We start from the raw sequence: 26,196 nt of genomic DNA, 5'->3' as shown, positions 1-26,196 counted from the left end.
CGGTCTGATACCGTGTTCCACCTTGGTCGACAGCGCTCAGCTGTCGTCGCCGTTGCCCTTGTTTCTGGCCAGTTGCAGCTCGGGGCTGTCCAGCTTGGCCAGCTGGGGCATGGCCTGGGCCTTGAAGCTGGCCAGCGCCCGCCCGCTGAGAGACTCCGCCTGGGGCAGGTTGAGGGTGCGCGGGTTCTTGTGCACGCCGCCCACCACGAATTCATAGTGCAGGTGCGGCCCGGTGACCCGGCCGGTGCCACCGAGCAGGCCGATGGTCTGCCCCTGCTTCACTCGCTGCCCCTTGTTGACGGTGCGCTTGGAGAGGTGCAGGTACTTGGTCACGTAGTTGCCCGCGTGCTTGATGAAGACGTAGTTGCCGTTGAACTGGTTGTAGCCTGCGGCCACCACGCTGCCGCCGCCCGCCGCCATGATGGGGGTCCCCACCGGCGCTACGTAGTCGATGCCGTTGTGGGGACGCACCTTGCCGGTGACCGGGTGAAGGCGGCGCGGATTGAAGTTGGAGCTGATGTATTTGAAGTTGACCGGCGCGCGCAGGAAGCTCTTGCGCATCGCCTTGCCGTCCGGGGTGTAGTAGTTGCCATCCTCATTCAGCACGGCGCGGTAGATGGCCCCCTGGTTGACGAACTCGGCGGCCAGGATGTCGCCGGAGGCAACCCGCTCGTCATCCTGGTATTTGTCCTGGTAGACCACCCGGAAGCTGTCCCCCGGTTGCAGGTCCTGGGCAAAGTCGATGTCCCAGCCGAAGATGGCGGCGAGATCCATGATCTGGTCTTCCGTCATGCCCGCTTCGACGGCGGCGCCCCAGAAGCTGGAGCGGATCTCCCCCTGGGCCACCTGTTCGCGGGTGTCGAGCTCGATCTTCACCGGCCTGGCCACGAAGCCGTCATCCCGGCGGTTCACCTTGAGCGCCTGCTCCAGGCTGTGGGGGTAATAGAGGCTGTGCAGCTCGCCGCCCTTGGTGAGCTTGAAGGTGAGCTCCTGACCGGGTTTGAGCAGGCGCAGGGTATCCGTGCCCTCAAGCTGGTCGATGAGGTGCAGATCCGTGGTGCTGAGGCCCAGGCGCTGGAAGATGACCCCCATGTTGTCGCCGCTTCGCACCTTCACCTGTCTGGTGACGTAGCGCGGTTTGGGCGGGGTGACGGGCTCGGCCCGTGCCAGCTGGGCCTCCTCGTCGACCTGCTGCTCGACGGCCAGTTCGTTGTCGTTGTCATCGACCCGGGTGGCGACTGCCTGTTCGCTCGGCCAGGCCGCCAGCATCATCACCATGATGCTCAGGATCAGCACCATCTTGCGGTGCCAGTGAGGGAGAGAGTTGAAGGCGTGCCAAAGGACCATGAGAAGCAGACAAAGTTGAACCCGGAAGAAGGTCGGAGTTTACCGCCTTTCCAATTGGCCCGCCATTCCAGTAATATGTCTGGCCCTGTGGAATCGTGATTGGAGAGTCAAAAAATGTCCCAGCTCGAGGTGGCGCTAGCCGAGATCAAGCGCGGAGCGGAAGAAATTCTGGTTGAAGAAGAACTGATCGCCAAGTTGAAGGAAGGGCGCCCCCTGCGCATCAAGCTGGGGATGGACCCGACCGCGCCGGACATCCACCTGGGTCATACCGTGATCCTCAACAAGCTGAAGACCTTTCAGGATCTGGGCCATGAAGTGATCCTGCTGATCGGTGACTTCACCGCCATGGTGGGTGACCCCTCCGGCAAGAACGCCACCCGTCCGCCGCTCTCCGAAGAGGCCATCAAGCACAACGCCCTCACCTATGCCGAGCAGGCGTTCAAGATCCTCGACCCGGCCAAGACCCGCATCGAGTACAACTCCACCTGGCTGAGTGAGCTGGGCGCGACCGGCATGATCAAGCTGGCGGCCAAGCAGACCGTGGCCCGCATGATGGAGCGCGACGACTTCAAGAAGCGCTACAGCAACGGCCAGTCCATCGCCATTCACGAATTCCTCTATCCGCTGCTGCAAGGCTATGACTCGGTCGCGCTCAAGGCGGACGTCGAGCTCGGCGGTACCGATCAGAAGTTCAACCTGCTGATGGGCCGCGAGCTGCAAAAAGATGCGGGCATGGCGACCCAGTGCGTGTTGATGATGCCGCTGCTGGTCGGCCTGGACGGCGTCAAGAAGATGTCCAAGTCCGCTGCCAACTACATCGGCGTACACGACGCCCCGGGGGAGATGTTCGGCAAGATCATGTCCATCACCGACGATCTGATGTGGAACTACTACGAGCTGCTCTCTTTCCGTCCGCTGGCTGAAATCGAAGAGTTCAAGGCAGGTATCGCTGCCGGCACCCTCAACCCGCGCGACGTGAAGATCTGGCTGGCCAAGGAGATCATCGCCCGTTATCACGATGAAGCGGCGGCCGAAGCGGCCCACGAAGACTTCACCCAGCGCTTCTCCAAGAACGCCATTCCGGACGACATGCCGGAAGTCGAGCTGGCACTGGAAGGGGAAGGGCTGGCCATCGCCAACCTGCTCAAAGACGCCGATCTGGTGGCCACCACCTCCGAAGCGCTGCGCATGATCAAGCAGGGCGCGGTCAAGGTTGATGGCGAGAAGCTGGACGATGGCAAGGCCCTCATCGGTGCCGGTACCGCCGTCTACCAGGTCGGCAAGCGCAAGTTTGCCCGGGTGACCGTGAAGTAAGTCGCCATCTGCGGCGCTGCCATAAGAAAGGCCTCCCTTGCGGAGGCCTTTTTGTTGGGTCATTGACCGGGTCGGTTGGGATCAACCCTCGGTTTTCAGGAAGTTGCGATAGAGCATGTAGAGGTGGGCCGAGCTCCAGCTGAAGTTGCTGGCCCCCTGCATGGCGCCGGTCTCCGGGTTGTAGTTCTCGCGGATGGGGCCGCTGCCCGCCAGCCCCTCGGCATTGCTAAACAGCTTGTTGACGAGCTGTTGGGCATCGCTGCGATAGCCGTAGTTCTCCAGCCCCTTCACCCCGAAGTAGAACTGATCCAGCCAGACCCGGCCGCGCCAGTAGATGTCGGGGTCGTAGGCCGGGTTGGTCAGCGCCGCCGTGCCGAGCGGCACCTTGGTGTTGAACTCCTGGGCATTGAGCATCACCTCGCGCACCCGCGCCGCCTTCTCCTTGTCTGCCACCTCGGCCCAGAGCGGGCTCCACCCTTCCGGGCCGCGGCCGCGGGCTGTCAACAGCTTGCCGACGCAGCCGTTGGCGTCGGGCAGATCCCCCTGGGCTATCTGGCGGTCGTAATAGAAGCCGGAGGCCTCATCGAACAGGCAGCTGTTGATGTAATCGGCCAGCTGGGTTGCCCCTTCGCGGTAGCGGCTCGCCTCGTCCGGCTTGCCGAGGAGCTCGGCCATGTCGGCCAGGATGCGTTTCTCCTTGGCGAGGAAGGCGTTGAGCTCCACCGACTCCTGATCGATGGAGAAGCCGATGAGGTTGCCATCGTCCTGATGGTTTTCAAAGAAGAAGACGTTCCAGTCCTGGCGCGCCTTGGCCATGTCGCCGCCATAGGTCTTGTCGGCATAGCGCTTGAGCTGATCCGGCTCGATAAAGCCGAAGCGGGCGGCGTTGTCCATGCCGGACTCCCAGCCGGCACCGTGCTGGGCGCCGATATCCATGTCGGCGTAGCCGCCAACGCTCAATACCTGCTGATAGAGCGCCATGCCGGCGCAGCCATACCAGCCATCTCCCTCATTGGTACAGCTCGACAGATCCAGCCCGACCGGTGCCCCCGTCGGGTACTGCACCTTGAAGGTGATGTTGCCGAACTCGTCGTTGTGCTCGACGTGGCGGGTGGCGCCATATTCGATGATGCCGTTGCGGTTGTTGTCCCGCGTCCGATACCACCAGTCGTGATAGGCCTGGATCTTCGGGTACATCTCGGCGATGAAGGCCTTGTCCTGGGTGGCGCTGTAGATCTCCCAGATGGCCCAGGTGGAGAGGGGCGGCTTGGTGTCGCGCTCGTTCCAGTTGCCGCCGTCGCCACCGCGATCGGCGAGCTTGTTGTAGAAGACGGCGTCGATCACCATGCCGGCATCCTGCGGCCGAACCGGGTCATCGGCCTGGATCTGGTAGTCATACATGGCGCGCACGTTGTTCTTGGCTACCTCGGGGTTGAAGTGGGCCATGGCATAGGCGTGCTTCCAGCTGTCCCAGGCCCAGACCCCGTCGAACCAGCGGGCGGTGTTGGAGGGGGTCACCCCGTCGTGCAGGATGGCACCGGCGGGGGAACGCCAGTTGCCGTTGAGGGTCTCCATCGCCTTGACCGCGATGCGCCGCTCGGCTTCCGGGATCCCCTGGTTGGAGAGGCCGCGCGCCAGGTAATCCTCCCAGCGGCGGATGGAGTCGTCGAAATGGCTGGCGGGGTCGGCCAGCAGCGCCTGGCGGCTCTGCTCGAAGCGACTCGCGTCAGCACTGCTGTGGACATAGCTCTGCAGGGTGTAGATATCCTGCTGGCCCTTGGCGGCCAGGGTGAGGCTGGCCTCGCTCACGTAGCCGAGCCCCTGCTCGTCGAGGGTGGTGCGACTGGGCAGGGTGCGATCGATGCGGTAGCTGGCGCTGCCGCTTTGCATGATGTTCCAGGTGCTGCGCAGTTTGCCGAACTGGAATGCCACGCCGCGCTCGGTCTGGCTGATGGTGCGGGTCCAGGCGGGGTACTGCTCGGCGACCGTCTTGTTGGCATCCCACTGGTTGAGCAGCTCCCCCTGCCAGTTGAGCTTGAGGGTGAGGGGGGCGTCAGTGTGGTTGATGAGGCGGGTGCGAACCAGCGCAGTGCGGGCATCGCCGTAGCGCAGCTCCAGCTCCAGGGTGAAGGGGTCGAATTCGAAGCGTTGCACCAGCGCCCCCGGGATGGCGTACAGCGCCTGCTTGCTGGCGCTGGTGAGCGGGAAGGCGCGGCCGCTCTCGTCGCTCAGGGTCAGCTTGTCCAATTCCCTTGCGAAGAAGAGGCTGTACTCCTCGGCGATGACCATGGGGCCGGTAAAGCCGCCCCACTCGCTGTCGCTGGCGGGCAGCAGGAAGCCGTGCCAGGCACCGAGATCGAGCAGCGGGTTGTATTTGAGGTTGGCGTAGCTGTCAAAGTCACGGAACTGGAGCGGGGTGCCGCTGCGGTCGATCACGTTCTGATACTGGTTCGCCAGGGTGGCGCTGGGGGCGGCCGGGCTGCTGGAGTCATTGCCGTTGCAGGCAGTGAGGCCGAACAGGGCGACGCTCAGGGTGACGGATAGTAAACTTTTACGAAACATCTCTCGCTCCAATGACAGTTTTTGTCGGTTAAGGAAGGTGTTTTTTAGTATTTGTTTTAGTGAAAGCGTTTGCGAGAGCCATTATAGGGCGATTTTGACGGGATTATTGGCGCTGTGTCACAGTGCAGGAGGGACGAGTGTGAGCCGGATCACCCGGTTACACGAGGTTACATAGTCTTATATTTTAGTAATTATTTACTTTTGTGGTGGCAGTCAGCGAGAGAGAGGAGGGGCAGGTACGCAGGTATTGGTGGGGGGTCAGGCCGAACTCCTCCTTGAAGCGCGCGGCAAAGCGGCCGGGGGAGTCGTAGCCACAGGCGAGGGCGGTCTGAAGCGGCGTGAGCCCCTGTTGCAGCAGGGTGAGGGCGTGCCCCAGGCGTACCTGGGTCAGCACCTGGCGAAAGCTGCGCCCCTCGGCGGCCAGTTTGCGGACCAGGGAGGCGCGGCTCATGGCGAAGTGGGTCGCTACCGTCTCCAGCCGGTGATCAAGACCAGGCTCCACGCTGAGGTAACGGGCCAGCCGCTCCCCCAGGGTCATGGTGGTGGCAGGAAAGAGCAGGCCAAGGCCCCCCGCTTCCCTGAGCTCGCCATAAAACCCTTGCAGCAGCTGGGTCTGGGCCGTCTCGCAGAGCTGCCGCTGCGCCATGGTGGTGACGAGATCGAAGCAGAAGGCGAGGGCTGACGTCACCCTGATGGCCGGTGGCTTGAGGAGATCGAGGGTGCTCTCTGCCAGCCACTCGGCCGGTGGCGGGGCCAGCAGGGTGAGCGCCTGGGAGCGAAACGTGCCCTGCTCCGGCTGGTTGACGAAGGTGAGCCGGTGACCCGCCGGGATCAGCAGCCAGCTCTCCTTGTCAAAGGAGAGGCGCTGCTCCCGCCACCACAGCTGCTTGCGGCCCTGCTGCACCCAGATGAGGGTCGGCGCGTAGATGAGCACCCGGCGCAGGGGCTGCTGGCGGATCCCGAAGTAGTGATTCAGTTGCAGCAGGGGCGTGCTCATCGGGCGGGCTCCTAGGGGGTGGTGAAAGTGGCGGTCAGGGTGGCCTTGCCAAGGGCCAGGCTGTTGAGCATGTAGCCTACCATGGCGGGCGGGGTGTTTGCCTTCACCTCCAGCGCCTTGGGCAGGGCCCAGACGGTGAACTGGTAGCGGTGCATGCCGTGACCGGCGGGTGGGCAGGGGCCGCCATAACCCTGGGTACCGTAGTCGGTGCCAAGCTCCAGCCCCTGCTTGATCTTGCCGGAGGCATTGCTCGGCAGCTCGCTCTGGCTGGCCGGCAGGTTCACCACCAGCCAGTGCCACCAGCCGCTGCCGGTGGGGGCGTCCGGGTCATAGGCGGTGATGGCGACGCTCTGGGTGCCGGCGGGCAGGCTCTGCCAGCTCAACTGGGGGGAGCGGTTCTCGCCGCTGCAACCAAAGCCGTTGAAGCTGAAGACCTTGTCCATGGGTTCACCCTCGCGGATGTCGGTACTCTTGAGGGTCATGGCGCCGGCGGGTAGAGCCGCGAGGCAGAACAGGGGCAGCAGCGGGATAATGGGGGATCTCATGATGGGCACTCCTTTGTGTGAATATGGCATTCACTCTAAGGGGGCTGGCTCAAAACAGAGTGCCCGTATGGCTCAAATTATGCCATGTAGGCGGATTTTGTGAGCTGTTCGGGGCTTTTGAGGGGCATAAAAAAACCGGCATCCTGGGATGCCGGTTTTTGGGAGAGGCGAGGGGCCTTAGCGCAGGATCATCTCGTCACGGCCCGGGCCGACGGAGACCATGGGCACCGGCACGCCCAGCAGGGCTTCGATGCGCAGCACATAGTCCTGGGCAGCCTTGGGCAGCTCGGCGAAGGTGCGGCAGGCGCTGATGTCTTCGCTCCAGCTCTCCATCTTCTCGTAGACGGGGGTGAGGGCGGCGGTCTGCGGCCAGATCGGGTTCTCGGTGTGGGCACCTTCGTAGGCCACGCAGATCTTCAGATCCGGCAAACCGGTCAGGCAGTCCAGCTTGGTCAGGGCCACTTCGGTGGCAGCCTGCAGCTCGACGCCGTTCTTGGTGGCAACGGCATCGAAGTAACCCACGTCACGAGGACGGCCGGTGGTGGCGCCGAACTCGTTGGTGATCTTGCGGAACTCGTCCTGGTTCTCCATGGCGGTCAGCAGGGTGCCGGTACCGACGGAGGAGCTGAATGCCTTGGCCACGGCGATGACGCGCTCCGGGCGCAGGCCCGGCAGACCGCCACCGATGCCGGCGTAGGCGCCGGAAACGTGGGAGGAGGTGACCCAGGGGTATTCGCCGTAGATGAGATCACGGCCGGCGCCCAGCTGGGCTTCGAACAGCAGGGTCTTGCCTTCGGCTTGCAGTGCCTTGAGGGGCATGCTGACGTTGCAGACGGCGTCCAGCCAGGGAGCGGACACTTCCAGCAGCCAGTCGGCCATCTCCTGGGCGGTCTGGGTGAATTCGAAGTCCGGATAGAGAGCCTTCATCTGCGGCAGTTTCCAGTCCAGCATGAACTGGATGCGCTCGACCAGCACGTCCGGCTGTTTCAGCCAGCCCACCAGGATCGCCTTTTTCATGACCCGATCACCGTAAGCCGGGGCGATGCCCTGACGGGTGGAGCCGTAGGCGCCGTCACCCAGGCGTTGCTCTTCCAGGGTGTCTTCCAGCGCGTGCAGCGGCAGGCAGAGGGTGGCACGGTCAGAGATGGCGAGCTTGGGAATGACGCCGGAGGCCTTGACCTCTTCCAGCTCGACGGTGAGCTTCTCGGGGCTGATCACCATGCCGGGGCCCAGCACGACCAGGCAATCCGGGTTGAAGACGCCGCTCGGCACCTGGTGCAGCTTGAAGGTGCCCAGATCGTTGACCACGGTGTGGCCGGCGTTGTTGCCGCCCTGGAAACGAATACTGGCGCCAGCCTGGCCTGCCAGATAATCGACGATGCGGCCTTTGCCTTCATCACCCCAGTTAGCACCTACGACTACGATAGACGACATGACTCTTTCTCCTAAGACGTTAGGCGTCCATCCTAGGAGCCCCGTGAGGATTAGAAAAATTAATTATCTTTATAATTCCGATAAGGAAGCCATATAATTCCGGTGCAATTATCGACACCGCGCTCCCTTTCGTGGTGCCCGTGCCCTGGCGGCGCTGGCCCTGCCATCGACCCGGGAGAAGAGGAACCCCATGCTGGACATTCACTGGCTGCACACCTTCGTCACCCTGGCCCGGTTGCAGCACTTCGGCCAGACGGCCACCGAACTGCACATGACGCAACCCAATGTGAGCCTGCACCTCAAGAACCTGGAGCAGGCGACCCGGGTCAAGCTGGTGGAGCGCAGCCCGTTTCGCCTGACCCAGGCGGGGGAGCGGCTGCTGCAAAGCGCCGAGCGCGCCATCAACGAGCTGCAACTCTGCCAGTCCGATCTCAATGCCCTGAGCCAGTTGAGCCAGGGTACGCTCGCCATCGCCGCCAGCGACATCATCTCGCGCCTGCTGCTCATCCAGCCGTTCCAGCGCTTCAAGCAGGCCTTCCCCGGCATCGACCTCACCCTGTTCAACACCACCTCGGATCAGGCGGCGGATCTGGTGCGGGCGGGCAAGGCGGATCTGGGCTTCGTGATGGCACAAAAGCGCAGCGAGCCGCTCTTCTACACCGAGTTGCAGCAGGTGACCTGGTGTGCCCTGGGGCACGGCCTGGCCCGCTGGCAGGCGCGGGCCAGCTCGGGAGAGAGCGATCCTCTGGACGAGCCCACCCTGATCCTGCTGGGGCACGACACCCGGACCCGGGCATTGATCGATCCCTCCCTGCCCCTGCTCGGCCTGCCGAGCTGCCGCATCATGGAAGTGGGGAGCGTGGATGCCCAGCTCGACTGGGCCGAGGCGGGCTTTGGCGTCGCCATCGTGCCGGATTTCTCCCTTCACCCCAGGCTCAAGCTGACCGCCCCGGTGACCCGGCTCACCGATTTTCCCGGTACCAGCCTGGGGTACGTGGTGCGCCAGAACCAGGTGCTGTCGCGGGCCATCAAGCAACTGCTGCACTGGGTGGAGGAGGAGATCCAGAATCCGGCGCTGCTGCTGGCGCCGTGACAGGCCAGGCGCCCGTTCCCGATAACCAAGAGGCCACCCCTGGGGTGGCCTCTTGGTTGGTGTTCATTGCCCGGCGGGGGCTGTGGTCCCCACCGCGTGGCTGGGCGGGCTGGCCGGCATGGCCTGCGGTGATGGCGCCTCCAGCGGCGTTGCCGACGAGGCGGGCGCCTCAGGCGGGGTCAGGGGATGGCCTGGTGCCAGGGTTGCGCTGCCCGGTGTGGGCGGCTCGGTCAGGGCCGGGGCCTGGTTGGTGGAGGCCGCCCCCGAACTGGTTGAGAGGGTCGCGGCGGCCGGCTGCTCCGGCAAGGTGTCGGACCCCTCCAGTGGCGCGGTGCCTTCCAGGGGGCCTGTCCCATCGGTCGGTGTGGCCGCGCTGCTCGCCGGGGACAAGGTCGGCAAGGCACCCGATGTCGCCCCGGCACCGGATGCCGTGAGGGTGTCCGCCGGGATGGTGGGCACGGCATCCAGCATGCCGGGATGGAGCAGGGCGATGCTGCCCGCCTGCATGCCTTCCCAGGTGAGGGTGGTCAGTGCCGGATGCAGCCGGGTGAACTGCTTGAGCCGCTCGTTCAGAACGTCCCGCAGGGTGCGCACCTCGCTCTCGGGCAGACTGGCCAGCGCCACCAGTTCGGCGGTGACGGCGAAGGTATTGACGCCGCTTGTCTGCCCCGGATAGAGGTTGGCGCCGATGCGGCTGCGATCATAGTAGGGGTGCTGCTTGAGCAGCTTGTCCACCTGTTCCCCCTCGATGGGAATGAGGCGGGCCTGACAGCGGCCGGTGAGATCGCCGATGGCCTGATTGGGGTGACCGGCGACCACGAAGGCGGCATCCAGGGTGCCGTCACAGAGCCCCTCCAGCCGGTTGCCCGGGGAGATCACGGGCGGGCGGCTGAAGTCGGCGATCCGCCACCCCATGGCATCGAGCAGGGCCCGGCTGGTGACCCTGTCCCCGGAGTTGGGGGCGCCGACATCGACCCGCTTGCCCTTGATGTCGGCCAGGGTGGTGATGTTGCTGGTGGCGCTGGCAATCAGGGTCAGGGACTCCTTGTGGAGCCGCAAGAGGCTGCGCAGCTGATCGTCCGGGGCCTGGCCCGCGAAGGGGCTGGTGCCGTGCACCGCATGGTAGAGCACATCCGACTGCATCAGGGCGAGCTGTACCTCTCCCTTGGCGAGCGCCGCCAGATTGGCGATGGAGCCCGAGGTACTCTGCACCGTGCAGTGCAGGCCGTGGCGGGCACTCTCCTCGTTGAGCAGGCGGCAGATGGCCCCCCCTGTGGGGTAGTAGACGCCGTTGAGGGCTCCCGTACCGATGGTGACATAGGCGGGGGAGGCGAAGAGGGAGGGCGCCAGCACGGCCGCAAGCCAGGGCAGGGCGGTACGTGGCAGACGCAACAGGGCAGAGAAGGCGAATGGGCGCATAGTGGACCGAAACCGTGGCTGAACATAAGGAGGAGGCGGGCTCATCCGGTGATGAGCCTCATCTTATCCGTATCAGACGGGAAGCTGAACGGATTTTACCGCTTTTGCGCGCACCGGGCGGCCTGGGGCCGCCGCCCGGGACGGTTCGCTAGCGGGTCTGGAGAATGGCTTTCTCCATGCGGGCCAGGGCCTCGGTGAGACGGGCCCGGGTGCAACCAAAGTTGAGCCGCACGAACTGGCCGTTGCCGAACTGGGCTCCGGGGGAGAGACCCACGCCCGCCTGTTCGAAGAAGGAGACGGGATCGTCCAGCCCCAGGGCGCTCATGTCGATCCAGGCGAGGTAGGTGGCCTGGTTGCGGGCCAGCTTGACGCCGGGCCAGCGGGCCACGGCCTGCTCGATCAGGGCCAGATTGCCGGTCAGGTAGTCGAGCTGTTCATTCAGCCACTGCTCGCCCCCCTCATAGGCCGCCTCGGCCGCCACGAACCCCAGCAGATTGACGTCGGCGCTGATGCCGCGCATCGCCTGTTGCAGCTTGAGCCGCAGGCGGGCATTGGGGATCACGGCGAAGGAGCAGCACAGCCCTGCGATGTTGAAGGTCTTGCTCGGCGCCATCATGACGGCGGAGCGTTCGGCCGCCTCCGGGCTCAGGGCACCATAGGGGATGTGGCGGGCATCCTTGTCCAGCAGCAGGTCGCAGTGGATTTCGTCGGAGCAGATCACCAGGTTGTGGCGCTCGGCGATGGCGTCGATGGCCAGCAGCTCTTCCCGGGTGAAGACGGTGCCGCCCGGGTTATGGGGGTTGCACAGCAGCAGCAGATCCGCCGAGGGGGCCTGACGCTCAAGCTCTTCGAGATCCAGCACCCAGCGACCTTCTTCCTCCACCACGGGGACGGTGAGCAGGGGGCGGTCATTGAAGCCCGGTGCCTGCAGGAAGGGGTAGTAGACCGGCTTGGGGGTGATGATGCCGCGCCCGTGCTGGCTCCAGGCCTTGCAGGCGAGGTTGAGGCCCGGCACCACCCCGGGCAGGAAGACGAGCCATTCGGGCTGGATGGTCCAGCCATAGCGGCTGGCCAGACGCGATACGATCAGTTCGATGAGCCGGGGAGAGGGGCGCGAATAGCCGAAGATGCCGTGGGCGACACGCTGGGTGAGGGCCTCCAGTACGGCGGGGGGAGAGACGAAGTCGGTGTCTGCGACCCACATGGGCAGGACATCCTGACCCTTGTATTTGTCCCATTTCAGGCTCATGGTACCGCTGCGATCTATTTCCCGGTCAAAATCAAACATGTTAAATCCTTGTACTGGCGCTGGATGGGCTTCCAATGTACGGACTTGGACGCCCCCCCGCAACCCTTGAGGTGGCTGTTGATAATGACATAAAATAGCCGCCGCCATACGCCAAGCCCGCCCGCATCTGGCTCCTTTTTTTCTTCCATATCAATGGTATCTCTATGAGTTTGCTGTCTGTTGCCCGCAAGAGGCCGGATCCCGTCTCTCTCTCGTTTCTCGCCGTGACCTTTATGACCGGGGTGGCGGTGGCGCTGCTGGTGCCGACCTTGAGCCTGTTTCTGGCCGAGGAGGTGCAGGTGCGTCCCTTCCTGGTGGGGCTCTTCTACACGGTGAACGCGGTGATCGGCATCCTCATCAGCCAGTGGCTCGGCCACCGCTCCGACAACAAGGGGGATCGCAAGCAGCTGATCCTGCGCTGCTGCTTCGCCGGCATCGTGCTCTCCCTGCTGTTTGCCTCGAACCGGCAGTACTGGTTGCTGGTGAGCCTGGGGGTGCTGCTGGCGAGCCTGACCGCCACCGCCAGCCCGCAGCTGTTCGCCCTGGCGCGGGAATACGCCGACAGCCGCAACAAACAGGCCGACATGTTCAGCTCGGTGCTGCGGGCCCAGTTCTCCCTGGCCTGGGTGATCGGGCCGCCCATCGCCTTCGCGCTCGCCATCGGCTACGGCTTCGAGGTGATGTATCTGGCCTCGGCGCTGGCCTATGTCATCTGCGCCTTCGTGGTGTGGCGCTGGCTTCCCTCCCTGCCGCTGCCGGTGATGGACAGCGAGGTGGAGCGGGTGAGTAGCTGGCGGGATCCGTCGGTGCGGGCGCTCTTCATCGCCTCCACCCTGATGTGGACCTGCAACAGCATGTACCTCATCAACATGCCCCTCTACATCACCCGCGAGCTGGGGCTGGAGGAGAAGCTGGCGGGTTTGCTGATGGGCACGGCGGCGGCCCTGGAGATCCCCTTCATGCTGCTGGCGGGCTACTACACCCGGCGCTTCGGCAAGCGGCCCATGATGCTGCTGGCGGTGCTGGCCGGGGTCGGTTTCTATGGCGGTCTCGTGACCCTGTCGAGCCAGCATGCCCTCATTGCGCTGCAACTGCTCAATGCCATCTTCATCGGCATCGTGGCCGGCATCGGCATGTCCTATTTCCAGGACTTGATGCCGGGGCGCGCCGGGGTGGCGACCACGCTCTTTTCCAACAGCATCCGCACCGGCTCCATCATGGCGGGGGCCATCGCGGGAACGGTGGCGGAGCTCTGGAGCTTCCACGGGGTCTTCATGGTGGCGGCGGCCCTGGCGCTGATGGCGCTGGCCGCCTGCTGGCGGGTCCCCAACGTATAGGGGATGCAAAGGGGAGTCGATGCCCGGATGTGCCGGCACCAGTGCCCCGGTCGTGCGGGGAAGAAGCGGTCTTACCTGGGGTTGTCTCCCTGGTATTCGATGCGCAGGCAGCGCAGCAACAGCTCGGCCGCCGGCCCCAGCGCCTCCACCGAGGGGGTGAGCAGGTAGGTGTAGAGATAGCGCTCGCTGCCGCCGGTGAGATCCAGCTGCACCAGCGAGCCCTCGGCGAGCTCCTCCTGCACCAGGTGGCGGGGCACCCAGGCGTAACCCATGCCAAGGCGCACCATGTTGAGCACCTCATGATAGTGGGTCGCCTTCCAGCCGGTGTCGTCCGCATCGTTCCAGTCCACCGAGCGGTGGATGGGGGGATGCAGGCTTATCTGGTTGTGGCTTGCCAGCACCTCGGCGGTGATGGGCTCTCCCTGCTCCGCAAGGGGGTGGCCCGCTGCGCACAGAGGAAGCAGACAGACTTCGTCCAGCGGCAGGCCGGTGCGATCCTGGGGCAGGTGCTCGGAGAGCATCAGATCTCCCGCCTGCAGCGCATTGAAGTGGCAGTGGATCCGCTCGTGCAGGTTGATGCGGCAACCGCGGCTGCGGGGGTAGAAGTGGGCCAGCGCCCGGTAGAGGCGCTCCCGCTTGAGGAAGATCTCCCCCGCCGGCGTCAGCACCGCCTTGCGTCCCCGCACCTCCAGCAGGGCCACCCCCAGACTCTGTTGCAGCTTGGCAACCGCATGATTGAGGGAGGATTGGCTCTTGTTCAGCGCCTCGGCAGCCTGGGCATAACCGCCGCAGTCCACCACCGCCTGAAAGATCCGCCATTGCTCAAACGTGCTCTTGGGACGAAACATAGTGCAACCTGTCTGGGGCCGATGGGATTCAACAGGGCGCGCCTTGGCACCCCCTCTTCACTGTAATCCCATCCGGTTGATTTGTTGATTTATTTGGGCTGGGCCACGAAGGTCTTGCCGCTCTGGCCCTGACTGTCACGCCCCATCAGGTAGAGATAGAGGGGCATCAGATCGGCCGGGGTCTTGAGGGTTTGCGGATCTTCCGCCGGGAAGGCGCTGGCCCGCATCCTGGTGCGAGTGCCGCCCGGGTTGAGGGTGTTGACCCGCACCTTGGTGTTCTCCAGCTCGTCCGCCAGCACCTCCATCATGCCTTCGACGGCGAACTTGGAAATGGCATAGGTGCCCCAGTAGGCGCGCCCCTTGCGGCCCACGCTGGAGGAGGTGTAGACGATGGACGCCTCGCCGTGCTCCTTGGCGGTCTGGCGAATGAGGGGCAGCAGCGCCTGGGTCAGCAGGAATTCGGATTTGACGTTGACCTGCATCACCTCGTCCCACTCCTGCTCCTGAATGTGTTCGAACGGCGACAGGGTGCCGAGCAGCCCGGCGTTGAACAGCACTCCGTCGAGGCGGCCGAACTGCTGAGCGAAGGTCTCCGCCATGCCGCGGTAGTGGGCGGCAGTAGCCCCTTTCAAGTCCACCGGCACGATGGCGGGCAGGGGGTGACCGGCCGCTTCAATCTGGTCGTAGACCGCCTCCAGCTTGGCACTGGTACGCCCGAGCAGGATCACGGTGGCGCCGTGGGCCGCATAGGTGAGGGCCGCTTCGCGGCCGATGCCGTCACCGGCACCCGTCACCAGAATGACCTTGTCCTTGAGCAGATCACGGGGGGCCTGATAGTCGAGCATGTGGACTCCTGTTAACAATGCCTGGCGGCTTGGCGCAACGAATCGAGTGGGCAAGTGTACTGACCCGGCCCGGCAGTTGACCAGTATGAGACGGCAAAAATGTGAATAAAACAGGGCGATAGCGTCGATCCCTCCGTCCTTGGCACGGGAGATGGCAGAGTTTTTGCGCGAGGGGGGCAAACTCCTTACTATGTGAAAAAACCGAACATAGCGCGGAGCATCAAGTGGCATTTTTGACCGAATACGGCCTGTTTCTGGCCAAGACCCTCACCTTCCTGCTGGCCATCGGCGCCGTCATCCTGATGGTGGCGAGCAGCCGCCAGCCCAAATCCCGCAAGGGGGAGCTGGTGGTGACCGATCTCTCCGGCGAGCTGGAGCAGGGGCGCCATCAACTGCAGGCAGCCCTGGCGGGCAAGGCCGAGCGCAAGCAGATGGAGAAGACCCGCAAGGCGGAGCACAAGGCCAAAGCCAAGGGAGAGGATGAGCGCAGCCGGCTGTTCGTCATCGACTTCAACGGCAGCATGGATGCCAAGGAGGTGGCATCCCTGCGGGAAGAGGTGAGCGCCGTGATAGGCGTGGCCCGCCCCGGGGACGAGGTGCTGCTGCGCCTCGAATCCGGCGGCGGCGTGGTGCACGGCTACGGCCTGGCCGCCTCCCAGTTGCAGCGGCTGCGGGACAAGGACATCACGCTGACCGTGGCCATCGACAAGGTGGCGGCGAGCGGTGGCTACATGATGGCCTGCGTCGCGGACAAGATCCTGGCGGCGCCGTTCGCCATCGTCGGCTCCATCGGGGTGATTGCCCAGATGCCGAACTTCAACAAGCTGCTCAAGAAGCACGACATCGAATTCGAGATGCACACCGCAGGCCAGTACAAGCGCACCATCACCATGTTCGGCGAGAACGACGATCAGGGGCGGGAGAAGTTTCGCGAGGAGCTGGGGGCCATCCACGAACAGTTCAAGGCCTTCGTGGCCGAGCACAGACCCGGTCTCGACATCGACAAGGTGACCACCGGCGAGCATTGGCTGGCGAGCCAGGCCAAGCAGCTCGGACTGGTGGATGCGCTTTGCACCAGCGATGACTACCTGCTGGCCCAGGCCAGCCATCACAAGGTGGTCGGCATCCGCTACAGCAAACCCAGGAGCCTGACCCAGAAGCTTGGCAAGCAGGCGGCACTGGGGCTGGAGGGGGCCCTCGGCCGCCTGTGGCAGCAGAGCCCCTGGCGCTGAGAACCTGTTTCGAGCTTACTGCGAGGTCGTGATCAAGGCTCATGTGCTGCTCGGAATCCTCATGTGTATCTACACACTCCGGTTCCTGCGCAGCTCTTCACCTTGCTGACGATCTCTCGCTACAGCTCGTGAACAGGTTTTATAGCTCAGTGCAAAGGACTAAAAAGAGAGCCGGGCATTGCCCGGCTCTCTTTTTTTATTGCGTCGGCTCTGCAGGCCGATGGCGCACCTCAGCGTTGGAAGGGATAGACGGAACCCAGTTTCAGGATCTGGGTCAGCTCGTCCAGGGCGGTGCGGGTCTCCAGCACCAGGGAGGGGTCGCGCAGATCGTCCAGCGCCAGGCTGTCGCGATAGTGCTTCTCGACCCACTGATCTAGGCGGGCAAACTGGCTGTCGGTGATGAGGCAGGCCGGGTTGACCGCGGCGAGCTCGGTGTCGTTCATGGCGACCCGCAGGCGCAGACAGGCGGGGCCGCCGCCGTTTCTCATGCTCTGCTTCACGTCCATGTAGTGGACGTCCTTGATGGGGGTGCCCTGGGTCACCAGCCTGGCCAGATAGGCGGACACCGCCGGGTTGTCGCGGCATTCGGTGGGGGCGATGATCGCCATCTCGCCGGATGGCAGGGTGAGGATCTGGGTGTTGAACAGATAGGACTTCACCGCATCCTGCACCGACACCTCTGCAGTCGGTACCTCGATGAAGTGCAGTTCCCCGTCGCCGAACTTGGTACGCACCTCGGCCAGCGCCGCCTCGGTATGGAGGAACGCCTGCTGGTGGAAGAAGAGCACGTTCTGGTTGCCCACCGCGATGACGTCGTTGTGGAACACCCCCTGATCGATCACGTCCGGGTTCTGCTGAATGAAGACCGCACTCTCATCCCCCAGACCATGCAGGCGGGCGATGGCCTGGCTCGCTTCCAGGGTCTGGCGGGCCGGGTAGCGTTTGGGGGCGGGCTGGGAGACGTCGAAGGCGCTGCGGCCATAGACGAACAGCTCGACCCCCGCTTCGCCATAGGCGCGGCACAGCCGGGTGTGGTTGGCGGCGCCTTCATCACCGAAGTGGTCGTTCTCCGGCAGATGCTGGTGGTGATAGAAGTGGCGATCGTTGTTGAACACGGCCCGCAGGATGCGCCCGGTCACCTCGGGCTCCAGGGAGCGGTGGAACTTGTTGGTCAGGTTGGCGGGGGTAAAGTGAATGCGGCCATCCTGGGTGTCGGCGCTCGGGGAGACGGTGGCGGCGTTGGCAGTCCACATGCTGGAGGCGGAGTAGCAGGCGGCCAGCACGGCGGGGGCCTGTCTGGCGGCCTGGGCCAGGACGCTGGCGTCGTTGCCGGTGAAGCCCAGGCGGCGCAGGGTCGCGAGATCCGGTCTCTCCTGAGGAGCCAGCACGCCCTGCACCATGCCGAGGTCGGTCAGCGCCTTCATCTTGCGCAGCCCCTGCTTGGCCGCTTCCTTGGGGTTGGAGGCCTCTTTGGCGTTGCTCTGGGAGGCGACGTTGCCATAGGAGAGGCCGGCATAGTTGTGGGTGGGGCCGACCAGGCCGTCGAAGTTGACCTCGAAGTGCTTCATGATCACATCCTTTCGATTTTTATATGGGGAGCGGTTCCTTCCGCGCACAAAGCTGCGGTGTGCGGCCATTATAAAGAGATTTCATCCTTTGTAACAAGCTGATAACCAGAATGGGTTTTTATGTCACAAGGGTGGCTGGATATGTCATTTCCAATCTAAAAAAGGGGGGGATATAGCATAAAAACAAAAAAGCGGTTGCTTCCCGCGCCCCGGCTTCGCATTAATAAATAAAGAAGCAGGGCGGTTCGGGCTGTCGGGCAAATTGACCCGCAAGATTGCTTTTTCCCGTCAAATCTCTTATACAGCCCCACAAAACCGCACGCCAACCCCGTCGGGTGCAATGAGGATAATAGTTACAGCATGGGCAAATCACTGGTCATCGTGGAGTCTCCGGCCAAGGCCAAGACCATCAACAAATATTTGGGCAAGGACTACGTGGTGAAATCCAGCGTAGGCCACGTGCGCGATCTGCCGACCAGCGGCAGCGCCAGCACCGAGCCCAAAAAACCTGTCATTCGCGGCATCAAGCTCAGCGAATCCGAGAAGGCGGCCAAGGATCGCAACGCCCTGTTCTCAAGGATGGGCATCAACCCTACCGCAGGCTGGCAGGCCAACTACCAGATTTTGCCCGGCAAGGAAAAAGTGGTCAGCGAGTTGCAAAGTCTGGCCGCCAAGGCCGACACCATCTATCTCGCAACCGACTTGGATAGAGAGGGGGAAGCGATCGCCTGGCACCTGCGCGAGATCATCGGTGGCGACGACAGCCGCTACAAGCGCGTGGTGTTCAACGAGATCACCAAGAGCGCCATCCAGGAGGCGTTCGCCCAGCCGTCCGAGTTGAACATTCATCGCGTCAACGCCCAGCAGGCCCGTCGTTTCCTCGACCGGGTGGTGGGCTACATGGTCTCCCCGCTCTTGTGGAAGAAGCTGGCCCGCGGCCTCTCCGCCGGTCGGGTGCAATCCGTCGCGGTGCGCCTCATCGTCGACAAGGAGCGCGAGATCAAGGCGTTCGTGCCGGTGGAGTTCTGGGATCTCAACGCCGACCTGCTCACCGCCGAGAAGAGTGAGCTGCGCATGGAGGTGGTCAGCCGCAATGGTGCCGACTTCAAGCCGGTGACCCAGGCCGAGACCTTCGCCGCCGTGGCGGCCCTGGAAGGGGTCGACTACAAGGTGGTCAACCGGGAAGACAAGCCGACCGGCTCCAAGCCGTCCGCTCCCTTCATCACGTCCACCCTGCAGCAGGCCGCTTCTACTCGTCTGAGCTTCGGGGTCAAGAAGACCATGATGATGGCCCAGCGTCTCTATGAAGCGGGTTACATCACCTATATGCGTACCGACTCCACCAACCTCAGCAAAGAGGCGGTGGACGCGGTGCGGGAATACATCGGCGAGCAGTATGGCGCCGCCTACCTGCCGAGCGAGCCGAACCTCTACGGCGCCAAGGCCAATGCCCAGGAGGCCCACGAGGCGATCCGCCCTTCCAGCGTCCAGGTGACTGCCGAGATGCTGGAAGGGATGGAGCCCGATGCCATGCGGCTCTATGACCTCATCTGGCGCCAGTTTGTCGCCTGCCAGATGACCCCGGCCCAGTACGACTCCTCCACCCTGACCGTCAAGGCAGGGGAGTTCGAGCTCAAGGCCCGTGGCCGCACCCTGCGCTTCGCCGGCTGGACCAAGGCCCTGCCGCCCATGGGCCGCAAGGGTGAAGACAGCCAGCTGCCGGCGGTGACCGTCGGCGAGGTGCTGAAACTGGTCAAGCTGGATCCGCGCCAGCATTTCACCAAGCCGCCCGCCCGCTTCACCGAAGCGGCCCTGGTACGCGAGCTGGAAAAGCGCGGCATCGGCCGTCCGTCCACCTATGCCTCCATCATCTCCACCATCGTCGACCGTGGGTATGTGCGGGTCGAGAGCCGCCGCTTCTTCGCCGAGAAGATGGGGGAAATCGTCACCGACCGCCTGGTGGAGAACTTCGTCGAGCTGATGAACTACGAGTTCACCGCCAAGATGGAAGACAAGCTCGACGGCATCGCCGAGGGGAGCCTGGAGTGGAAGAAGGTGCTCGACGCCTTCTACGCCGAGTTCACCCAGGAGCTGGAGCAGGCCGACAAGCCCCATGAAGAGGGGGGCATGCGTGCCAACCAGATGGTGCTGACCGACATCGACTGCCCGGATTGTGGCCGCAAGATGGGTATCCGTACCGCTACCACCGGCGTCTTCCTCGGCTGCTCCGGCTATGCCCTGCCGCCCAAGGAGCGCTGCAAGAAGACCATCAACCTGGTCAGTGCGGACGAGTTCGTCTCCGCCACCGACGGGGACGAGGCGGAAACCGATGCCCTGCGTGCCAAGCATCGCTGCGGGATCTGCGGCACCGCCATGGACGCCTACATCATCGACGACAGCCGCAAGCTGCACGTCTGCGGTCGCAACCCGGATTGCGATGGCTACGAGGTGGAGCAGGGGCAGTTCAAGCTCAAGGGCTACGAAGGGCCGAGCATCGAGTGCGATCGCTGCGGCTCCGAGATGCAGCTCAAGAACGGCCGTTTCGGCAAATACATGGGTTGCACCAACGAGAGCTGCAAGAACACCCGCAAGATCCTGAAAAATGGCGACATTGCGCCGCCGAAAGAGGATCCGGTACCCCTGCCCGAGCTGAAATGCACCCAGTCCGACGCCCACTTCGTGCTGCGGGACGGCGCCGCCGGCCTCTTCCTGGCCGCCAGCAACTTCCCCAAATCCCGCGAGACCCGTGCGCCCCTGGTGGAGGAGCTCAAGCGCTTCCGTGATCGCCTCTCTCCCAAGCACCAGTACCTGGCGGACGCCCCGGCGTCAGATCCTGACGGAAACGCCTCCGTGGTGCGCTTCAGCCGCAAGACCAAGGAGCAGTACGTGATGACCGAGGTCAACGGCAAGGCGACCGGCTGGACAGCCCATTACGACAACGGAAAATGGCAGGAGAGCCTGCCCAAGGCGAAGAAAGCCTGATGGCGACGCCGCTCACGGCATGATGAAAGAGGCCCCTTGCGAGGGGCTTCTTTGTTGGTGGATGGCGATATACTGGAATGGCTGCATGGATGGCAGCGCAAGACAGGGAGTTGTCATGGAGATACATGAAATACGGCCGGGCATGACCTGCCTGACCCGTGAAGGGACAGCCTATGTGCTGGAGGTGGACAGACAGAGTCTGCTGGTGCTCTTGCAACGGGAGGATGAGACCATCCCGGTACAGGTGCGCAGCGATGACATTCTGGGGCCCATTGCCGGCGACTAGGGAAGAGAACATGACGGAGGGCGACCACAGAGGCCCTCCCTTTGTTGCAAGAACGCCCATCCCTTCGGGACGTGCCAGCCTCGTCAGAAGGGAACCAGAAAGAGCAGCTCGGCCAGGTCGGGCTGCCACTGCCACTCCCGCATCCTGACCCGCCCGCCAATCACGGGCACCCCCTCCTCCTGCAGCAGCCCCGCTTGCTTGTCAAAGCCTGCGGATCCTTTTGGCAGCGAAATGGTGCCTGCCGCCCCCAGCACCCGATGCCAGGGCAGCACCTTGTCGGTCTCCCGCAACACCTTGCCCACCAGTCGTGCTCGTCCGGGCAGGCCCGCGAGATCCGCCACCTGGCCGTAGCTCACCACGCGGCCGGGGGGGATCAGGGCCAGGATCGCCTCGATGCGGGCCGTCTTGTCCAGAGGGAGCGCGTTCGTTCTCATGATGATGGCTCGTCAAAAACAGCAGAAGCGCCATTGTGGCGCTTCTGTCATGGGGCTTGCAATCTGTCAGCCGAAGGTCTGGCTCAGTCCCCTGAGCTCGCGGGCCCGCCTGAGCAGCTCCTGGCTGGAGTCGTCCACCGCCTGGATCTTCTGGCTGTTGGCGCGGGAGTATTCGGAGATCTGGTGGATGTTGCGGCTGATCTCCTCCACCACCACCTGCTGCTGCTCCGCGGCGGCGGCGATCTGGGTGGAGAATTCGGTCACCTGATCGATTTCCCCCAGCACCAGGTGCAGGTTGCCTGATCCCTGGCGGGTCATCTCGACACATTCCCGTGTCTGGGCCAGGTTGTCCTGCATCATGCCCTGCCAGCGTTCCAGGGTGTGCTGGATCTGGCTGATGCTGCCCTGGATCTGCTCGGTCGCCTTGTGGGTACGGGTCGACAGGGTGCGCACCTCGTCCGCCACCACCGCAAAGCCGCGCCCTTGCTCGCCGGCACGGGCGGCCTCGATGGCGGCGTTGAGGGCCAGCAGGTTGGTCTGCTCGGCGATGCCCTGGATTTCACCCATCACGCTGCCAATGCGCTCCGACTCGCTGGCGAGCTCCACCGCGGAGTGGAAGGCCTGCTCCGCCTGGCTGGCCAGCCTGGTCATCTGCTGCTGGGTCTGGTCCAGCTGTTCCACCGTGCTCTGGCAACTGCTGCGCGCCTCGGTCACCTGGCCGTTGGTGTCCTGGATGTTGCGGGCGATTTCGTGGGCGGTGCTGGCCATCTGGGTCATGGCGGCTGCCATCTGCTGGGTCTGGGCATCCTGCTCGTTGATGTCGAGGAAGGCGCGGTGTGAGGAGTCCTGCAGATCGGTTGCCAGGGCCTGAAGCGGATGGGTGGCATCGTCGACTCTCCCCAGCACGGTGCGGATCCGGGCCTGCAGCATCTTCAGGTGAAAATCGGCGATGGCACCCGGGGCATCCCCCGAATAGACCAGCCGGGTCAGGCTGTCATATTGCTGACCGAGCTGCCTGAGATAGCGGGGCAAGGCGATGAGCTCGCGCCAGTAGGCGCCCGCAATGGCGAGGGGGGGGAGCAGCATCAGCAGCGCGGTGAGGGGGCCCTGGGTGAGGGCGGCCCAGACCAGCAGCGCCAGCAGCGGCAGGCCGAGCACCAGCGGCCTGAAACGGCGCAGCGAGGGGCGGGCCGGGGTGCCCTTTTGCTCGGCCGAAAGCAGGGCCCGATAGGCCTGGGCGGCAGCCTGCTTGAGCTGGGGGTCGGGCTTGCAGCGCACCGACTGGTAGCCGCTTATCTTGCCGTGCTCGTAGATGGGGGTGACGTAGGCGTCGACCCAGTAATAGCGGCCATCCTTGCAGCGGTTTTTCACCACTCCCCGCCAGGGGTTGCCCTCCTTGAGGCGATCCCAGAGGTCGGCGAAGGCGGCCTTGGGCATGTCGGGGTGGCGAACCAGGTTGTGGTTGTGGCCGACCAGTTCATCGACCTGGTAACCGGCGATGCGGCAGAAGGCGGGGTTGGCGTAGGTAATGACGCCGCGCAGATCCGTGGTGGAAACGAGTTGCACGTCGGCGGGAAATTCCACTTCACTGTCCACGACCTGGGCGTGTTTGCGGGCCATAAGGGTAAGCTCCGATCTGTTTGCTGATTGTTATTGTGGCGGAACCGCAGGGAGGTGCATCCCCTGTCTGGTTTCATCGGGGGCCTTATTTTGCCAACAAAGGCAGATGAAAAGTAGGGGCTAGGTTGGGTTTTTGTTGTCGATGGGTAAAAAAACGGCGACCAAAAGGTCGCCGAAAAGAAAAAGATAACACTACCTCTGTGGCACCCGGTAACGCACTTGCAACTGGTCGAGGATGTGCAGCTGGCCGGGCAGACGGGCGACGAAGTGCTCCCACACCTTGCGGGCGGGAGTGCTCCAGGCCACCTCTGCCGTGGCCAGCATGCGCGGGAACAACATGTAGTCGAGACGATCGCGAGAGGTGATCAGTTCCGACCACAAGGGGCTCAGCACCCCCAGGATGTTATCGTTGGCATGGAAATCGGCCGGGGCAGGATCGCATGCATGCACCTGCGCCAGGTTGAGGGTACCCGCCCAGTAGAGTCCCGGCTCGTGGATGTCCTGACTCCAGGCGAGATCCAGATAGAGGTGCTGGGCAGGCGCCATCACCACGGGGTAACCGGATGCGGCGGCATCCAGGCCGGCCTGGAAGCTGGTCCAGGCGAAGACGGTGGCCTCCCGGCTCACCTTGTCACCGTGAAGTATCTCCTCCCACCCCAGCATCTGCTTGCCCTTGCCAGCCAGGTAGTGCTGGCAGTGGCGCAGCAGGTGGCCCTGCAGCTCGCGGCAATCCTGATACCCCTGCTCGGCCATCAGCTGCTGGCAGGCGGGACTGTCGGTCCAGACGCTGGTGGGCACTTCGTCCCCCCCCATGTGAACCTGACTCCCTGGGAAGAGATCGCACACCTCGTCCATCACGGCGTCCAGGAACCGGTAGGTGCCGGGCAGGGCTGGGTTAAGCACGTTGTCGTCGAAATATTGCACCGAGAGGTAGCGGGAGCGGTCTGCCTCTTCCACCAGCATCTCGGGCAGCGCCTTGATGGCGGCGTGACAGTGCCCCGGGATGTCTATTTCCGGAATGATGGTGATGCCAAGCCCGGCGGCGTAGGCGACCAGCTCGCGCACCTCGCTCTGGGTGTAGTAACCGCCGTAGGGATCGGGGCCGCCGCTCAGCTGGGGCCCCACCGCCAGGCCATGGCCGCGCCAGGCTCCCACTGCGGTCAGCTGGGGGAAGGCCTTGATCTCCAGGCGCCACCCCTCGTCATCGGTGAGGTGCCAGTGGAAGCGGTTGAACTTGTAGAGGCTCATCTGCTTGAGCAGGCGCTTGAGGGTGGCGATGGAGTGGAAGTGGCGGGCACAGTCGAGGAAGATGCCGCGAAAACCGAAGCGCGGTGCATCCCGCACCGTCAGGCAGGGCAGGCTCTCTCCGTGTTGGAGTGCCCACTGGGCCAGGCTCACCAGCCCGTGGCGCCAGCCCGCCTCGCCGGCGGCCCGGATGACGATCTCCTCAGGGGTGATGGTGAGCTCATACCCCTCGGGGGGAAGTGTCGCCTCGACGAGGTGGATCTCCGCATCGTGATCCTGGGTCAGGGCCAGGCCTGTCAGCTCGTTGAAATGGGCGAGCAGGGAGGCGAGGGGAACGGGGCCGTCGACGTGGGCCCGCTCGGCCAGCCGGAAGTTGCCTTCTGTATAAATCAGGTGGGCGGGCTGGGGCACGAGGCCGTTGACGGCCTCCACCGGTGGCAGGTCGGGTCCCGGGGAGGGCGGGTTGGTCAGGCCAAGGTCTTCCCCCTCCAGCACCAGGGGTTGCAGCTGTCCCTTGCTCTCCAGGCTCAGGAAGAAACCCTTGGGCATATCGGAGTCATGCTTGAGCGGGGTGTTGCGACAACAGAAGCGCAGCTCGCTCACCCCCTCATGGGGCACCATGACCTTGTAACTGCCGCTCTGGCGCTCCAGGGAGCCCCCTTCGATCGAGTGCGGATCGATCTGGCGGGCGAGGCAGAAGTGGAGTTTCCAGGGGGCTGCTGGCAGTTGGCTCAGGGTGAAGCGAAACCAGACATCGTCACCGTCACGGTGATCGACCCGGGTGTGGATCAGGGGTGCGGACATGGGAATTCCTCTGATGGGGTGAAGGAAACGGGAGCCTGTCCCGTAGGTGTTGTCGGCCCGGCAAGGCTCAGGGATGCAGACATGGCAGCGCCTCCGTCCTGGCAAACAGGATGGCCCCCTCCAGCGCGTCGCGCTTGGGGGCGACCAGATGGAAGTGGCCCAGACGGGGGGCGAGGCGCGTGCCAATGCCGCCCAGCAGGGCGATCCGGTCTGCCCCGAGCTGGGTCATGCCCTCCAGCAGCATGCCGAGCTGGGCACAGGTCTCATCCAGCAGGGCGGTGGCGAGCTCGTCCCCGTCGCTCGCGGCATCGAATACCCAGGGGGCAAAGCGGCCATAGTCGGCCGGGATGGCGCGCGCAGCCCAGCGCACCACCTCGGCCTGATCCCGCTTGAAGTGATCCATCAGACGCACCGCCAGGGTGCTGGGGGGCAGGATGCCGTCGTGGCAGAGCAGGGACTGCTGGATGGCGCGCAGCCCGAGCCAGGCGCCGCTGCCGAGATCTGAGACGGGGAAGCCGCGACCCGAGCAGGTGCGAAGGCGTCCCTCCCGGTAGATGAGCCCCGCCGAGCCGGTGCCCGCGATCAGGATGGCCCCCTCCTGGCCGTCGAAGGCGCCGAGGCAGGCACCAAAGGCATCGGAGGTGAGCTTCACCCGCGCAAACGGGAAGGGCATGGTCAGCATGGCGTGGTAGCAGTCGGCGAGCTCGGCGGAGGCGAGTGCGAGCCCGACTCCCATCCGCTGTTCGCTCTCTCTGGGCAGACCCGCGTCGATGCGGGCCTGATCGATGGCAGCCAGCACATGGCCGTGGGCGAGGGCGATGCCCAGCTCCAGATTGGAGCCGGCGGCGCGCCCCTCGCCGAGCAGCTTGCCTGCGTTGTTGCGAATGCGGGCCCGGGTGTGGGTGCCGCCGCCATCCACCCCGACCCAGAACTCAATCATGGGGGCCTCCCTGCGCGCTTTGCCAGGTGACGGCCAGGGTAAACCTGGCTGGCGGT

20 protein-coding genes are annotated in these 26,196 nt (G+C 64.3%); 6 read left to right on the top strand and 14 right to left on the bottom strand.

Annotated features, from left to right (window positions below; translation table 11 throughout):
* Window positions 1-36 precede the first annotated feature (36 nt).
* The gene (locus ACNPAA_RS03190; RefSeq protein WP_200164641.1) at window positions 37-1,347 is read right to left on the bottom strand and encodes a peptidoglycan DD-metalloendopeptidase family protein; all 1,311 of its coding nucleotides are present in this window, start codon (window positions 1,345-1,347) and stop codon (window positions 37-39) included.
* 114 nt (window positions 1,348-1,461) lie between these two features.
* Here ACNPAA_RS03190 and tyrS point away from each other — a divergent pair, with 114 nt between their 5' ends.
* On the top strand, window positions 1,462-2,661 hold the full coding sequence (tyrS, locus tag ACNPAA_RS03185; protein ID WP_039040151.1) for a tyrosine--tRNA ligase: 1,200 nt from the start codon (window positions 1,462-1,464) through the stop codon (window positions 2,659-2,661).
* An 81-nt stretch (window positions 2,662-2,742) separates the two neighbouring features.
* On the opposite strand, the gene ygjK is transcribed toward tyrS, so the two are convergent.
* The 4 genes from ygjK to ACNPAA_RS03165 form a co-directional block, all read right to left on the bottom strand.
* Complete coding sequence (gene ygjK, locus ACNPAA_RS03180) at window positions 2,743-5,223, bottom strand: alpha-glucosidase (protein WP_417891585.1); 2,481 nt, start codon at window positions 5,221-5,223, stop codon at window positions 2,743-2,745.
* Between the two features lie 184 nt (window positions 5,224-5,407).
* Complete coding sequence (locus ACNPAA_RS03175; protein WP_048207195.1) at window positions 5,408-6,220, bottom strand: helix-turn-helix transcriptional regulator; 813 nt, start codon at window positions 6,218-6,220, stop codon at window positions 5,408-5,410.
* A gap of 11 nt (window positions 6,221-6,231) precedes the next feature.
* The gene (locus ACNPAA_RS03170; protein ID WP_049637270.1) at window positions 6,232-6,765 is read right to left on the bottom strand and encodes a YbhB/YbcL family Raf kinase inhibitor-like protein; all 534 of its coding nucleotides are present in this window, start codon (window positions 6,763-6,765) and stop codon (window positions 6,232-6,234) included.
* Window positions 6,766-6,942: 177 nt separating this feature from the next.
* Window positions 6,943-8,199 carry an adenylosuccinate synthetase gene (locus tag ACNPAA_RS03165; protein ID WP_042880306.1) on the bottom strand — a complete coding sequence of 419 codons (1,257 nt, stop codon included), beginning with the start codon at window positions 8,197-8,199 and terminating at the stop codon, window positions 6,943-6,945.
* A 190-nt stretch (window positions 8,200-8,389) separates the two neighbouring features.
* Here ACNPAA_RS03165 and ACNPAA_RS03160 point away from each other — a divergent pair, with 190 nt between their 5' ends.
* Window positions 8,390-9,292 (top strand): LysR family transcriptional regulator, encoded by a 903-nt coding sequence (locus ACNPAA_RS03160; protein ID WP_041212603.1) that lies wholly within the window; start codon window positions 8,390-8,392, stop codon window positions 9,290-9,292.
* A 63-nt stretch (window positions 9,293-9,355) separates the two neighbouring features.
* Here ACNPAA_RS03160 and ACNPAA_RS03155 read toward each other — a convergent pair whose 3' ends face one another.
* Complete coding sequence (locus ACNPAA_RS03155) at window positions 9,356-10,711, bottom strand: TAXI family TRAP transporter solute-binding subunit (RefSeq protein WP_201872644.1); 1,356 nt, start codon at window positions 10,709-10,711, stop codon at window positions 9,356-9,358.
* A 148-nt stretch (window positions 10,712-10,859) separates the two neighbouring features.
* Window positions 10,860-11,999 (bottom strand): MalY/PatB family protein, encoded by a 1,140-nt coding sequence (locus ACNPAA_RS03150; RefSeq protein WP_201872645.1) that lies wholly within the window; start codon window positions 11,997-11,999, stop codon window positions 10,860-10,862.
* 164 nt (window positions 12,000-12,163) lie between these two features.
* On the opposite strand from ACNPAA_RS03150, the gene ACNPAA_RS03145 reads away from it, so the two are divergent.
* Window positions 12,164-13,336, top strand: coding sequence for an MFS transporter (locus tag ACNPAA_RS03145; protein WP_417891584.1), 1,173 nt, complete (start codon window positions 12,164-12,166; stop codon window positions 13,334-13,336).
* A gap of 71 nt (window positions 13,337-13,407) precedes the next feature.
* Here the strand turns inward: ACNPAA_RS03145 and ACNPAA_RS03140 are convergent, their stop codons facing one another.
* Both ACNPAA_RS03140 and ACNPAA_RS03135 read right to left on the bottom strand, forming a co-directional pair.
* Window positions 13,408-14,184 carry a LysR family transcriptional regulator gene (locus tag ACNPAA_RS03140; protein ID WP_201872646.1) on the bottom strand — a complete coding sequence of 259 codons (777 nt, stop codon included), beginning with the start codon at window positions 14,182-14,184 and terminating at the stop codon, window positions 13,408-13,410.
* Window positions 14,185-14,273: 89 nt separating this feature from the next.
* Window positions 14,274-15,029: a YciK family oxidoreductase gene (locus ACNPAA_RS03135; protein ID WP_111896436.1), complete on the bottom strand. Its 756-nt coding sequence runs from the start codon at window positions 15,027-15,029 to the stop codon at window positions 14,274-14,276.
* A 224-nt stretch (window positions 15,030-15,253) separates the two neighbouring features.
* Here ACNPAA_RS03135 and sohB point away from each other — a divergent pair, with 224 nt between their 5' ends.
* Window positions 15,254-16,261, top strand: coding sequence for a protease SohB (gene sohB, locus ACNPAA_RS03130; protein WP_103243541.1), 1,008 nt, complete (start codon window positions 15,254-15,256; stop codon window positions 16,259-16,261).
* Between the two features lie 230 nt (window positions 16,262-16,491).
* On the opposite strand, the gene astB is transcribed toward sohB, so the two are convergent.
* Window positions 16,492-17,829: an N-succinylarginine dihydrolase gene (gene astB / locus ACNPAA_RS03125; RefSeq protein WP_045525189.1), complete on the bottom strand. Its 1,338-nt coding sequence runs from the start codon at window positions 17,827-17,829 to the stop codon at window positions 16,492-16,494.
* A gap of 360 nt (window positions 17,830-18,189) precedes the next feature.
* On the opposite strand from astB, the gene topA reads away from it, so the two are divergent.
* Complete coding sequence (gene topA / locus ACNPAA_RS03120) at window positions 18,190-20,811, top strand: type I DNA topoisomerase (protein WP_010673895.1); 2,622 nt, start codon at window positions 18,190-18,192, stop codon at window positions 20,809-20,811.
* 115 nt (window positions 20,812-20,926) lie between these two features.
* On the top strand, window positions 20,927-21,097 hold the full coding sequence (locus ACNPAA_RS03115; protein WP_164882955.1) for a hypothetical protein: 171 nt from the start codon (window positions 20,927-20,929) through the stop codon (window positions 21,095-21,097).
* An 83-nt stretch (window positions 21,098-21,180) separates the two neighbouring features.
* Here ACNPAA_RS03115 and ACNPAA_RS03110 read toward each other — a convergent pair whose 3' ends face one another.
* The 4 genes from ACNPAA_RS03110 to ACNPAA_RS03095 all read right to left on the bottom strand — a co-directional run bounded on the left by ACNPAA_RS03110 (window position 21,181) and on the right by ACNPAA_RS03095 (window position 26,140).
* Window positions 21,181-21,531 (bottom strand): MGMT family protein, encoded by a 351-nt coding sequence (locus tag ACNPAA_RS03110; RefSeq protein WP_161470396.1) that lies wholly within the window; start codon window positions 21,529-21,531, stop codon window positions 21,181-21,183.
* Window positions 21,532-21,597: 66 nt separating this feature from the next.
* On the bottom strand, window positions 21,598-23,151 hold the full coding sequence (locus tag ACNPAA_RS03105; protein ID WP_161470397.1) for a methyl-accepting chemotaxis protein: 1,554 nt from the start codon (window positions 23,149-23,151) through the stop codon (window positions 21,598-21,600).
* Between the two features lie 192 nt (window positions 23,152-23,343).
* Window positions 23,344-25,200 (bottom strand): beta-N-acetylhexosaminidase, encoded by a 1,857-nt coding sequence (locus tag ACNPAA_RS03100; RefSeq protein ID WP_171865557.1) that lies wholly within the window; start codon window positions 25,198-25,200, stop codon window positions 23,344-23,346.
* A 67-nt stretch (window positions 25,201-25,267) separates the two neighbouring features.
* Complete coding sequence (locus ACNPAA_RS03095; RefSeq protein WP_039040527.1) at window positions 25,268-26,140, bottom strand: BadF/BadG/BcrA/BcrD ATPase family protein; 873 nt, start codon at window positions 26,138-26,140, stop codon at window positions 25,268-25,270.
* Window positions 26,141-26,196 lie beyond the last annotated feature (56 nt).

This window comes from Aeromonas sp. PS2Canimalfood6, from assembly GCF_048276795.1.
Lineage (GTDB): Bacteria > Pseudomonadota > Gammaproteobacteria > Enterobacterales > Aeromonadaceae > Aeromonas > Aeromonas caviae.
This window is presented reverse-complemented; position numbering and strand designations above follow the sequence as displayed.